We start from the raw sequence: 13,178 nt of genomic DNA, 5'->3' as shown, positions 1-13,178 counted from the left end.
AATTCAAAATCAAATAGTTAAATATTTTAATTTTTTTTGTCGTGCAACAGGCTCAAAAAATCTACTATCTTTACACACAAATATTGTCCAACTTTTAGGGGGTTGAAACAATAATATATTAAACAAATAAAAACATATCAAATAAATAGACACCTATTCGCTAATACTCATAATGAAAACTAAATCTGTAGTTCCGTTTTTGGCTTATTTTATTTTAGCTACTGTTTTTGTGAATATTGGCTGTGCTCAAAATTCTATTCCGAATGGAAATTTTGAGTCATGGAATTCTACAACGTATGAAAGTCCTACAAACTATCTTTCTTCCAATGGAGATGCCCTCTCCCATTGTGGGTCAGCTAATGTAGTTAAGAGTACGGATGCTTATACCGGCAGTTATGCCGTTAAGCTAACCACTACAAGTTGTGGCGGAGGTAATGCGTTTTCTTATATCCTGAATGCGCAACCAAATAATAATTTTCCAAACTGGCCGGGCGGATTCCCCTATAATCAAACTCCAACCGGAATACAAGGATATTACAAGTCCAATATTCCTTCACCGGATACATCTAGGCTAATATTAATATTCAAGAAAAATGGGGCTCCTATCGGATCATATATTTACTCTTTTTATGGAACTCATAATACGTACACACCTTTTAACTTTACGTTGTCTCCAGCACTTTCAGTTACTCCTGATACGGTAATCTTTGGTGCAGTATCCAGCGATTTTGCTAATGAAGCATTAAGTCGTACCGGAAGTATGCTATTGTTAGACAACGTGAGTTTTACCGGCGTTACCAGCCAACCGGCTCTTTTTAATGGGGATTTTGAAAATTGGACTAATAACACATTCTACACTCCTACTGACTGGGCGTATTTCTCCTCCGAAGAAAGATTTACCCGCACCACAGACAGAGCAGCAGGAAATTACGCAGCACAATTGGTAACTGCTTTGGGTGATAGAAACGGAAATCCCGCAGCAAACTCCAGCTATGTGGGTAACGGAGATTGGATTAACGGTTGCCAATGCTGGATAGGCGGAAACTCTTTTTCAAAAGCAACTGATACACTCGCTTTCTACTATAAGTATGACCCAATGAGCAATGATAGTGCAGAAGTATTGATCATGTTCAAAAGTAATGGTAATCAGATAGGTGGTAACGTTAAGAGGCTTGGAAAAACAGCCGGCTCGGGTTATCAATATATGGAAGTCCCTTTTAGCTTAGGCATGACACCAGATACCGCTATTGTCCGTTTCCATTCCTCTAAATGGGAAGATTCATCAACGGTTTATGTAGGTTCAACCTTAAAAATTGATGAGGTTCATTTTAAATCCCAACCCTTAATTACATCTATACTTCCTGCACAAACTATTCAGACTGCAATTTACCCAAATCCATTTTCTAATCAAGCTATTTTGCGGGTAGATTTTCCATTACAAAACGCGCACCTAACTATCGAAAATAATATGGGGCAGGTAGTGAAAGAACTGCATGACTTATCCGGGAACTTAGTCATAATAAATCGGGATAACTTACCGCAAGGATTATACTTCGTGCGTTTAATCAATAACGGCAGCAGTATTTCCGTAGGCAAAATTTTAATCACAGATTAACTACTTTCATGAAATAGGACAGCCGACCTTAAAGAATATTTGAGGTCGGCTATTCTGTTTTGTAATAGCCTGAAATCTAAGGTTATCTTTCCTTCAATCTTTACATCATTTTTCAGAATATAGTTTTATATTCTAACTGTCTGTTAATCAATTTATTTTTTTGAGTTATTTACGTTTTTTGTCTTCTGAATTGAAGAAAATATTTCCGGCAAATGACACACTAAGAATTCTGATATTTGTTTTTCAATCTATTTTCTGGATACTTTTGTACTTTGGCAATAAGGGCGCAAGTAACTTTGACTTCAGGCATAAACAGTAAAGCTACTCCTTGTTGCCAAAAACTTCATCATACTTTCTAAACCATAATTTTTTATATTGCAAAAGAGTTTGAACATAATTGTTCAATTTTGTTTATTGATATTTACTTGTGCGACGTAATGGCTTAATTTCCATAATTACCGGAAGTATTTGGTTTTTGGGAATATTTCTTGTCATTGTCTTGTGGGCAACCTTAGGTCTTTTGGTGTTTTGGGATTATGAAGGCAGTATTCAGCAAATTATTCGTTATTTATCAGCAGATTTACCGCTACAAGAGCAAATTCGTAACGGCTTCTTTACGGAATCCAAATACTACGCAATATTAATTTTGTTGGCTGTGCTGGGATGCTTTTGGGCGGGTATATTTGTATCACTTCAAAGCTGTTCTATTCAATATTTTGTAACACAATTATTTAAAGCCTTCAGCAGGTTTCAAAATAGATTTAAAAAACTATGGCCGGCGAATACCTTAGAACGCTGGGGGCTATTTTGGATAACTATCGTATTGGGCGGACTTTGGGTAGCCGGCTTGCTGTTTTTTCCAATGACTTATGACGAAGCGTGGTTTTATGAATCCCATGTGAGAAAATCTCCCTTATACGCATTAGTTTACTATCCGTATCCCGGAAATCATATTTTATACACATTGATAACCAGCTTGTTGCATAAAATATATTCAGATTTCCATTTTTGTATGCGGTTGCCAAATCTGATTTTAGGTCTTAGTTCAATAACTTTTCTGTGGCTGTATGTCCAAAAACTGATTGGTCTTTGGAGGGGAACTTTTGTTGTTAGCGTAATCGGATTAGGTCTTTCAGTTGCTTTATACAGTTTTTTGGGGCGTGGTTATCTGCTGTTTGCTGTTTCGGTGTGTCTATTTTTAATTTCTTTGGTGCAGTGGAATACCAAACCCAATAGCACTGCATGGTTAAGTGGACTCCTTATCAGTGGATTTGTAGCCGGGGCCACACAGCCAACGTTTGGATACTGGTGGGCGACAAGCAGCATCTGGTTTTTATTTGTAAACAAGCAAAACGTTAACATATACAAAAAATATATTGCTTATTCCTGCTTGCTAATGTTAATGCTATTAACATGGTATTTACCGGCAATTACCTTTGTAAATGTAATTCATCTCCGTCAAAATGAATTACTTAAAGCGTATTCTTATGCTGAAATATGGGGGTTTCTATTTGAATATTGGAATTATGTTTGGGAATCCATAACGATTTATAAACTGGGTGGCCTTGCTTCGGCAATTATGTTTGGTTACTGGGTGCGGGAATATTGGTACTTCAAAAAAGCAAGCGTACTGTTATTTTTGCTACTCAGTATTTTGCCGCTAATGGTGATATTAATCCAACGAATTTTTCCGCCTGATAAAACATGGATTCCCTTAGTCTTTGTGTGGGGATCGTTCTGGGTAGAAATACTCCCAAAGTTAGTGATTCGGGGAAAAATAGCTAACTACTTACTTATTTCGGTAGCTGCCTTAATCTTAACCAATCAGATAATCGGCTTTATTCCAGCAGTTTGGGATCGATTTCAAGTGGATTTTTCCGCCCAAAATGTTTACAAAGTTATTCAAGCTGCAAAAGCTCAAAAAATCTTAATTTCACCTGAAGGGAGGCAAGAATTATCCGGTTATGAAGTGATTCTCCGCGGCTATGAATACAATGATTCTAAAATCAAATTAGTAGATTATTCAAATGATGTACCGGATGCAGCCATTGTGCCGAACAACAATCAATTACCTGAATATTTTCGTATTCAAAAATATAACTACAAAAAGAAATATCAAGATAACCGTGTTGCAGTCTATCTAAAAAGCCCTGTATAGCTGTTGGATTATTTGATTTGGGTAAGTTCAAAGTGCATTCCGTCAGTGCGGCCAAAATGCCCGCCCCAATAAAAACCATTTTCATTGGCAATCGAAACGAGTTCACGAACACTCCCTTTTCTCCCCACAAGTGCCGGAATTGCGCCCAACCAATTCCAAGCCGCATTGATGTCAAAAGCTGTTCCAAAAGCATGATTACTGAGTACAGAGGTACTTCCACGCACAAAACGCGGCATATAAGAACCTTCCCAAGTCAATATCTTATGCAACATAGTATATCTTTCCCATTCACTCCAAAGTTTAATCAGTTGTTCTGCTCCTTTTTGATGAAAATAAACCTTATCGCTTCCTTTTATAGGCACTAATTGAGGGATTTTAACCAAAATGATATTTTCCTTTGCCCAGTTGTCTGTAACTACAATATTTTCGGGGTTTCCTGAAACCGGCTTGTGTTTATAAGAAAATTTACCAAATAAAACTGCGCGTTCTTCGTTGGTAACCAGCGGTTTAAACTTAGGCTTAGGTGGCCAATTGGCACTAAGCAAACCGGTATCTCGGTCTTCTAAAACCCCAAATCCGATTGTCATAGCCATACCGATGGTTTTATTGCCGGCAATTCCGTCCGGCTCTAATCCGTACTTGGATTGAAAGACAATTGTAGCAGACTTTAGCTCATCGCCAAATTCGCCATCCGCCTCACCATGATAAAAACCCTTCCCGATTAGAAAGTACTGCCACCTCAGTACATCATCATTCTTATCCCCAATTTTAAGTAATCTCATTTTATGTATATGAAAAAATATTTCAGTAAAACTACATATTTTTTGAACTATACAGATTCTTAACGCGCTAAAAATAAGCTATTTTTCCGTAGCTTCGCATAATATTTATGAATAGAAGTGATTTTGGCAGCCAATTTACCTTTGGAGTGGCGACTGCAGCTTACCAAATAGAGGGAGCTTACCAACAAGATGGCAAAGGCGAATCTATTTGGGATAGATTTACCCAAAAACCAAAGGCTATTTTTGAAAATGCCAATGCAAACACTACCTGCGACCATTATCATCTTTACCCAAAAGATATTGGCATCATGCGGGAATTAGGTATTCAGGCAAATCGTTTTTCTTTATCTTGGACCAGAATATTGCCGCAGGGAATTGGGAAGCCGAACCAAGCTGGCATTGACTTTTATCATCGAATTATTGACACTTGCTTGGAGGCAGGAATAGAACCCTGGATAACGTTGTATCACTGGGACTTACCTCAGGCTTTGGAAGACAAAGGTGGCTGGGCTAACCGCGAGATTTTAAACTGGTTTACCGAATACTGTGATGTATGCACCCGTGCTTTTGGGAATAAAGTTTCGCGCTGGATGATTTTAAATGAGCCGATGGCGTTTGTGGGCTTGGGTTATCTATTGGGAATTCATGCTCCCGGTAAAAAAGGATTTTTAAATTTTTTACCTGCTGCGCTTCATGCAACCTTAGCTATGGGCGTGGGAGCGGAAGTAGTCCGAAAAAATGTGCCCCAAGCAACCGTAGGAACAACCTTTTCTTGTACCTATGCGCAACCGTACTCAAATTCAAGGTGGGACATAGGCGCAGCCAAAAGATACGATGCCGCACTGAACCGCTTATTCCTTGACCCAATCTGCGGAAAGGGATTCCCTACCGATATTATCTGGTCTCTAAAAGCTATTTATCGCTATTTTAAACCGGATGACGAAAAAAGACTACCCGTTAATTTTGACTTTATCGGCCTCCAAAACTACACCCGTGATTTGGTAAAATTTAGCCTCTTTGAGCCACTTGTCTGGTTTAAAGGACTTTCCGGAAAAGATAGGGGAGTAGAGCATACCGAAATGGGCTGGGAAATCTATCCGGAAGGTATTTATCACTTGTTAAAGCAGTTTGCGCAAACGCCCAATGTTCGGGAAATTATTGTTACCGAAAATGGGTCAGCCTTTTCGGATGTCGTTCAAAACGGACGTGTCCATGATGAAAAACGGGTTCGTTTTTTACAACAGTATTTAGCACAGGTACTTCGAGCAAAACAAGAAGGAGTTCCCGTAAGTGGATATTTCGTATGGTCTTTTTTAGATAATTTTGAATGGGCAGAAGGCTATCGCCCGCGATTCGGCCTTGTTCATGTAGATTACCAAACCCAACAACGAACCATCAAAGACTCCGGATTTTGGTACAGAGATTTCATAAAAGGTTAATAATTAATAAATTAAAATGTATATTTTGTTTATTCCTTTAAATTTCAACAAAGTCAATTAAAACTTAGATAGGGAAGCAGTTTTTCCCAAGTTGTTTTTTCAACTTCTTTAATGTTCATTAAATCTCCCAGTTGTTTAAATTTTCCATGTTGGGTTCTGTATGCCACAATACGTTTGGCTAAGGTAAATCCCACATAAGGATGTCTTCCAAGTTCGGAAACCTCTGCGGTGTTAATTTGAATATGTGGATACTTTGAAATATCATTGGCAACATAAACATAGTCAGAAAACTGTTGAAAAAAATCTGCCTTCATGCCATAGACTTCCATGATTTGTGTTTTATCGTGGTAAAAGCCCAATTTATTGCGGTAGATAATTATTCTTGCGGCTAATTTTGCTCCGATTCCTGGGAGTTGTTCTAAGGCAATTGAGTCGGTTTGGTTTAGGTCTAAGAAGGTTATCTTTCTTTTTCGTACTGTATCTTGTGCTCTTGATCCTGCAAATGCGTATTTCTCAATGACTTGTAATAGTGAATCCGTCATTCCATATACTTTTTTCAAGTCTTCTACTTTTCGGAATCCCTGTTTTTTTCCCCTCAGAGAGATAATTCTATGGCAGATTTCAGGGGGCAGTAATCTGGTTTGCCGGAGTTCTTCTTCGGTTATCTGATTAATATCTATCGAATTAGCCCCCATTGCTTTTTGGGCGGGCAATAGTTTGGTATCTACATAAAAGAAATGTTCTATTTTGGGGGCGATTGTGTCAAAGCCATAAATACGGCGAAGTTCTATTACGGCATAAAAGGGGCCATAAGTATTTCTATTCTTAAGAATCCTATGTGTCAGTTTGGGGCCAATACCCGGCAAAGAAACTATCGTTGTGCTATCAGCAGTATTTAGTTCTATTGGCTGAAATCCTTTGGGGGAGGCTGATGAAGAACTCTTTTTAGAATAATGTGTTTTTTTTTCTGTCTGAATATCAGGAAGTTCGTTACTTTGGCTTAGTAACCACCATTTTTGTATTCCAACTCCCAATAATAAGACTGTGGCAAAAACCACCATAGCAACTACTTGGCGATTACTTGAAAATAACCAACGAAAACGCCGGTCAAGTGCCATCACTGCTGTTTATTTTGGGTCGTTATCTAAATAAGAATCTTCAGTAACGGGTAGTTTTGGGGGTGTTTTCACGGCTAACCATAAAAAGTAACCAGTTGCACCGGTTACGACTCCAAAAACTACGATAATCATTATTAAGGCGGAAGTGTTCATTTTTCTTCGTTATTCCTGTTTTTTTTCTGGAGTCGGAGCCATCGGAATTGAAAGCGTGGAATCATCTATGGACAGTTGTTTTACTTCGTCTGCCTGCTGAATGTATTGTATATTACCGGCTGTATCTGTGATGCGCATAACCAACGGAAATCCGGTTATTTTGGCATTTAAGTCTTTCTCGTCAAAGCCCATAGCTTGAAAAAAGTTACGGTATAGACTAAATTCAAACGGAATTTGTTTGGCTACCCACACTTCTAATTGACCATATTTACTTTTGAGGGCAGCGTATTGACAAGCCATTCCGGCAATAGTGCTATTTTCCGGTTTCCAGTCTTGATGCCCCATAGCCTTGTAGGTTTCTGCCGGTTTATTGCCGATTAGATATATCTGGCCATTTTGGTTCAGTAACTGCGAACTCGATGCCGTATTTTGTATATCCATTAAGGTTTTATCTCCTTTAATGGAATAGATAATTGTTCCGGTATCATTATTTTTTATAGAATGATACGAAGTATAAATTTTACCTTGAAATTGAGCAAAAGCCGTCATTGAGATTTGGCAAAGGCAAAATAGGGAGAAAAAAAGTGCGTATTTCATATCTGTAAATCTGTGATTGGGTTAGTTTCCGACTCGTCCTTTGAGAAAGTTTGTAAAATATAGGTTGTCTGGGATACCGTTTAGATTATTTCCATTTCGTTTTACGGCATTTCCGCCTTTTCCGGGTGTTGGCATTGGGACGGGTATTGGTATGTTAAATGGGCCGATACCGATAGTTGGGCCAATTATTGGGGTAAAAGTACCGGATAAAGTGAGGTTAAAGCTACCGGTAGTTCCATCTAAGCCGTATGCACCGCCACTTCCGCCGATGGTGTTAGGGTTGGCTATCAGGTTAATAGAGCCTATACCTATGGACATCGGGAATCCGGGTACGGAGAACGGGTTGTTTAATACACCTCCTTGTCCTGGTTGTCCGTTAATGCCGCCGGTTCCATTTTGTCCAGGGGAGTATCGGTTAATTAGGGCACTTACGTTTCCGCCTAAGCCTGAGCCGGCACCGCCGCCACCTCCCGAACCGACCAAAAATCCAATTGTAAATCGTTGGCCTAATACGGTAACGGTATATCCAATCTGGAAGGCTGCGCTTCCGCCGCCGCCGCCACCGCCAAAGAGATAACCGTTATTCAAGATAGCCGTTTTGGCAGTAAGATTCAGCGCGTGGCCGCCGTCTGTTCCATTACCCGTCCAGCCCTGAGCAGGGTCATACGCAGTACCACCGTCCCCTCCTTTGCCAATGATAGAACCATCATTAACAACTCCTACAATAGACCCTGTGGGTAATGAGCCGGTAGTCATGGCCGAAGATGCCGTGGTAGAACTACCTACATTAACGCCCGGACGCACATACACCACGACACAAACCGGTGAATTTGTGGGCGCAGTCGGATATGTCGCATATAAATCTGTGCTTACTGAATAATTATTCGTGGTATTATTTACATATAATTCGTAGCAAGGCAAAATCGTTAGCCAAAAAACCATTGTGCGAAGAGAAGGGCCGCAAAAAGCCTGTACAATAATAGGGAAAGAGCCTGCGGGTGTGAATGGTGTTACCCGAAATACCAATCGTGTTGTTCCATTTGAAGAAACCGGATTCGCTGTAAAATAAGTAGTAACTCCAACCGGAGTTTGGCCTAAAATACTCAAGGTAACATTCTGGGGTGTTCCGGCTATTTGGTGAATGGTTATGTCAGTAAAGCTGGAGTCCCGAAGCAAGCGGTCTATGGTATCTGCTTGCGGGCTCATAGTAGTGGTGATATGGCAGTCGGTACAGTTTTCTTGATAAACATTTAGCCAGCAAACGCCGTTGTAATACTGGATTACGCTGTCAGCGGTGTTGTATATTGTCAATCCGGCTTTTGGCTGAACGATAGCATTTCTTTGGGTCGTATTCATTCGGGGCAGTAATAGCCCGCGGGATGTGGATTCTAAATGTAGCACCGCACAAGTATCAGGGTCAAGTATCCCAATACCTACCTGAGCAAATAATCCTGTGGAAAAGAGCAGCAAAATCCCCACCAAAAGTAACAAACGGTTCATGTGAAAAAATTGGGTTTGAAATTACAGATATTTTGCAAAGATAAAAATCTTTAAACGCATTTAGTTAAAATTTGCAACTGAATTGATACTGTTTTAAGTTTTCTCTTACTTAGCTCATCATCAAATAAGGTCTCCATTCGTCTGGAATAGTTCCGGAAAAGTTCCGTAAATATAAAATAAAACTTGGCCGAAACGGATGCTGGCGCAATACTAAATCGGTATTTTCTATCCGTTGGTTGGCTTTTTTAGCATTGCATTTTTGGCAAGCAGTAACCAAATTTTCCCAGCTATCTCCACCACCCAAAGAACGTGGAATCAAATGATCTACAGTTAAATCTTGGGTTGAATAACAATAGCAACATTTAAAGCTATCTCTTCTAAAAATATTGTTACGGGAAAGCGAAACTTTTCTGTAGGGTATGGTTATGTATGCATTTAGGCGGATAATAGACGGAAAAGGGAAAACTTGACTGACGGAACGGATTATCCTGTTTTCTTTGGTGGTAATAATTTCTGCTTTGTGCAGATATAACAATAAAAAGGCTCTCCCGGCAGTGCTGATGCTAATAGGCTGATAACTTTGGTTTAACACTAATACTTTTTCGTTTAACCATTCTCGCGCCATAATCTTTTAATTCAGCATACTTAATTAATGGTTTGCAAGATACTCAATTATTACATACAACCCAAAATGCGCCCCAATGTGCTATTGGTACTGCAAATACTTTGTTTTAGCTGGAAAAACTATTTGCAAAAAACAACAGAACAACTGTGCCGCAACTATTGCAAAAGTCGCATAAAATTCTGCACTTTTGTACTATGCGAATTTTGCTCGGCTTTTGGGGAATATTGATAAGCTATTGTTCGGCTTTTGGGCAGTCATGGGCAGAGTGGGACTCTATCGGAAGCCTACATAATACCTTATTAAATCAGTTAATAACTGCCCATAATGTTCATTCTCCTGAAGATGAACTGCATGAAAGTAAACAATTACGGGATTTTTTACAAGATTATGCTGATTATGAGCCAAATACCTTGCTCTTTTTTCATCAGCTTCCGGAATGGGATTCTCCTTACAGGGAAAATATGCTGGAAACGTTACCGCTTTCAGCAAAAGGCAGGCTTTTAGTAGAAAATCTTTTGAATGAACAAGATTTCGTTATGAATTGGGATAGCATCCGGGCAGAAGTTACTTCGCTTCCGGAGGAATCACGGGAAAGTGTTGCTTATTTTGTAGCGGTAAGCGAGGCAAGCCAGCATTTTTGGGCTGACTTTTTTGTAATAGACACGCGATGTTATTCAGACAGCGATTCGGTAGCTCTTGCACCTGTTAAGGTAAAATTTCCTTGGGGGCGTTTTTGGAAAGCAGACGGCTGGGGAACCTTAAAAGGCTTGGTTGCCGGATCCCTCGTCTTTGGGATAGGCTCCGTTTACATCAGCAGAAATGTGCGTACCAAAAATCCCCTCTGGGCAGGAATCGGCGCCGGTGCGTCCGTAGTATTTCCCGTAATTGACTCATACAGAGTATTTCGTAAATATAAACTCGGATATTATGATGAACCGGAAATTATCTATGAGTAACTGTTTTTGAAAAACAGATTTTTATGAAACTAAAAAAAACTTCTATCTATAAGCTATCAGCGGTTCTAATAATCCTAATATCCGGCTTAGGATATTTTTGGCTTAGGCCGATGATAGCCAAAACCTTATTAGAAAAAAAAATAATAGCCTTAGAAGAAAAACAGCATTGCAAAATCTCCTTTAAAGAAATTTCTGTTGAAGGATTACAAAAACTAAACTTGCAAAATCTTCAAATTACGGCTAATCAAGATAACTGGAGACTTACCGTAGATTCTCTCTCCTTAGAATGGTCGTTCTTTTCACTGTTTAAAACGATTCCAGAAGTTACAGCTTTGCGTATTGGAAACCTAAACTATACAGAAATAAAAACACAACTACATAATAACAAACAAGATACAGCAGAAAAAAATACAGTTAATTGGAAACAACGGTTACTCCGTATTCCGAGCAGCTTGTCCAAAATAGTTGCATTAACGCCGGCATATATCCAGCTTCATTCAGGAAATTTTTTGTTCACAGATTCTATTCATCAGCTTAATATAAAACTCATTGATTTCCAGCCTAAAGAAAAATATTTTACGGGTATCATTCAACTAAAACAAGATTCGCTGCCGCCGCAGCAACTTAATTGCCATTTAACGATTGATAAGCAGCAGCATAAAATTTTGGGACAATTAAAATCCAAACAGGAGGTGTTTTTGCCAACCGGTTATTTTTTACCTTCATTGCCACTTATTTATTTTGATAGCTTAGGTTTTGATATTCATCTACTTAGTAAATCGCAAGATGAGGCAACGTTGTCATTGAAAATGAATAGTTACAAGTTTAAGATATGGCATGATAAACTGAGCAAAGAAGATATTTCTTGCGAAAATATTCAGGCATATATTCCATTACATTTTGATAAGGAGTCGTTTAGTGTTGATAGCAGTTGCTTTGTTCAGCTAAATAATATTCGTTTTCAGAACTATTTTCAGGTTTGGTTAGACCCGGATTGGCGGATTCAGGCTTCAATAAAGATGAATGGGACACCGGCAGAGCAATTTTTTGCATCTCTTCCGGCAGGGATGTTTCAGAGCTTTGAAGGGATTCAGACCAAAGGCCAGTTAAGTTTTTATGCAAACTTAGAGATAGATTTTCAGCAATTAGATAGTTTACACTTCGATGCGGGACTTATTGGGAAGCCGTTTGCGTACATTGCGCCGGGTAAAGTTGATTTTTCCAAAGTAAACGGAGATTTTGTGTATTATCCCATTCATGGAAGCAAGCCCATCCGCCTGGGTTCCGGCAGTGCTGATTATGTTCCGCTATCCAATATATCTCCTTTGTTGCGGGAATCTGTGCAGCAGGCCGAAGATGGCCGTTTTTACTGGCATCATGGTTTTAATATGGAAGCCATCAACAAAGCTATTACCGTTAATATCAAAGAAAAGCGTTTTGTGCGGGGCGCAAGCACCTTAACAATGCAGTTTGTCAAAAATGTATTCCTCAAACATGAAAAACGCTTAGCCCGAAAATTAGAAGAAATGCTTATTGTTTGGCTTATTGAGAATGAGCACTTAGTCTCAAAAGACAGGATTTTGGAATTATATCTTAACTTAATAGAGTGGGGGCCGGATATTTATGGAGCGAAAGCAGCGTCGGCATTTTATTTTGCCAAAAAGCCGGCTGATTTAACGCTCTCGGAAGCGCTATTTTTAGCGATGATAATCCCGCGCCCACTTGGATTTCGTTATCACTTTAACCCACAAACCGGCCAACTTGAAGAGTTTAACACCTTATTCTATAAGGTTGTAGCAGGGCATTTGCTCGCCAATAAAGTTATTTCCCAAACCGATTATGACTCGCTCAAAGTAGCTGTAACCTTAAAATCCCCTGCCAAAACTTATCTGCGTTCAAACTTAGAAGCACCAGAAGACTCTCTATCAAACCAAGATATATCCCCCTTTGGAGATTAGCCATGAAACTGAAATGACTTTAGATTTTTAAGCACCTACAATGATTTTGTATTTGAAACATGAAAGAGCAGAAACCTTCATGATATTAGACATCATGAACAATAACTCCAACCATGGCTTAGGTTTATCTTTTAAGTTGTGTAATTGAGTGCCTATGAGCATCACTAAATGGGCAAAATTAAAGTTGTAATTTCTGATTTTATCTTTCAGTATTCTAATACCTATTATACGATAGTGAAAAATAAACAAGACCAATATTTTGCATATTGGATTTTTT

The 13,178-nt window shown here is 39.1% G+C and carries 12 protein-coding genes; 5 read left to right on the top strand and 7 right to left on the bottom strand.

Annotation, left to right across the window (positions count from 1 at the left end):
- Nucleotides 1–172 precede the first annotated feature (172 nt).
- Complete coding sequence (locus LC115_09210) at nucleotides 173–1,615, top strand: T9SS type A sorting domain-containing protein (GenBank protein MCZ2356845.1); 1,443 nt, start codon at nucleotides 173–175, stop codon at nucleotides 1,613–1,615.
- A 427-nt stretch (nucleotides 1,616–2,042) separates the two neighbouring features.
- Nucleotides 2,043–3,773, top strand: a complete 1,731-nt coding sequence (locus LC115_09205; GenBank protein ID MCZ2356844.1) for a hypothetical protein — start codon at nucleotides 2,043–2,045, stop codon at nucleotides 3,771–3,773.
- An 8-nt stretch (nucleotides 3,774–3,781) separates the two neighbouring features.
- Here LC115_09205 and LC115_09200 read toward each other — a convergent pair whose 3' ends face one another.
- Nucleotides 3,782–4,555: a M15 family metallopeptidase gene (locus LC115_09200; GenBank protein MCZ2356843.1), complete on the bottom strand. Its 774-nt coding sequence runs from the start codon at nucleotides 4,553–4,555 to the stop codon at nucleotides 3,782–3,784.
- 107 nt (nucleotides 4,556–4,662) lie between these two features.
- Here LC115_09200 and LC115_09195 point away from each other — a divergent pair, with 107 nt between their 5' ends.
- Complete coding sequence (locus LC115_09195) at nucleotides 4,663–5,994, top strand: beta-glucosidase (protein ID MCZ2356842.1); 1,332 nt, start codon at nucleotides 4,663–4,665, stop codon at nucleotides 5,992–5,994.
- A gap of 53 nt (nucleotides 5,995–6,047) precedes the next feature.
- Here the strand turns inward: LC115_09195 and LC115_09190 are convergent, their stop codons facing one another.
- The 5 genes from LC115_09190 to LC115_09170 form a co-directional block, all read right to left on the bottom strand.
- Entirely contained in the window at nucleotides 6,048–7,112 is a 1,065-nt protein-coding gene (locus LC115_09190; GenBank protein ID MCZ2356841.1) for a helix-hairpin-helix domain-containing protein, read from the bottom strand.
- Between the two features lie 9 nt (nucleotides 7,113–7,121).
- On the bottom strand, nucleotides 7,122–7,265 hold the full coding sequence (locus LC115_09185; protein MCZ2356840.1) for a FixH family protein: 144 nt from the start codon (nucleotides 7,263–7,265) through the stop codon (nucleotides 7,122–7,124).
- A gap of 9 nt (nucleotides 7,266–7,274) precedes the next feature.
- Complete coding sequence (locus LC115_09180) at nucleotides 7,275–7,814, bottom strand: DUF4412 domain-containing protein (GenBank protein ID MCZ2356839.1); 540 nt, start codon at nucleotides 7,812–7,814, stop codon at nucleotides 7,275–7,277.
- Between the two features lie 69 nt (nucleotides 7,815–7,883).
- The gene (locus LC115_09175; GenBank protein ID MCZ2356838.1) at nucleotides 7,884–9,362 is read right to left on the bottom strand and encodes a hypothetical protein; all 1,479 of its coding nucleotides are present in this window, start codon (nucleotides 9,360–9,362) and stop codon (nucleotides 7,884–7,886) included.
- A gap of 109 nt (nucleotides 9,363–9,471) precedes the next feature.
- Nucleotides 9,472–9,987 (bottom strand): HNH endonuclease, encoded by a 516-nt coding sequence (locus tag LC115_09170; GenBank protein MCZ2356837.1) that lies wholly within the window; start codon nucleotides 9,985–9,987, stop codon nucleotides 9,472–9,474.
- A gap of 194 nt (nucleotides 9,988–10,181) precedes the next feature.
- Between LC115_09170 and LC115_09165 the strand changes: the two genes are divergently transcribed.
- Both LC115_09165 and LC115_09160 read left to right on the top strand, forming a co-directional pair.
- A complete protein-coding gene (locus tag LC115_09165) occupies nucleotides 10,182–10,943 on the top strand; it encodes a hypothetical protein (protein MCZ2356836.1) in 762 nt (253 codons plus the stop codon).
- 23 nt (nucleotides 10,944–10,966) lie between these two features.
- Entirely contained in the window at nucleotides 10,967–12,901 is a 1,935-nt protein-coding gene (locus LC115_09160; GenBank protein ID MCZ2356835.1) for a transglycosylase domain-containing protein, read from the top strand.
- A gap of 27 nt (nucleotides 12,902–12,928) precedes the next feature.
- On the opposite strand, the gene LC115_09155 is transcribed toward LC115_09160, so the two are convergent.
- Nucleotides 12,929–13,178: hypothetical protein (locus LC115_09155; protein MCZ2356834.1), on the bottom strand; the 250-nt coding region annotated here is incomplete at its 5' end.

It is taken from the genome of Bacteroidia bacterium (assembly GCA_026932145.1).
Taxonomy (GTDB): domain Bacteria; phylum Bacteroidota; class Bacteroidia; order J057; family JAIXKT01; genus JAIXKT01.
Note: the sequence above shows the minus strand (reverse complement) of the source record. Positions and strands in the feature narration are given on the sequence as shown.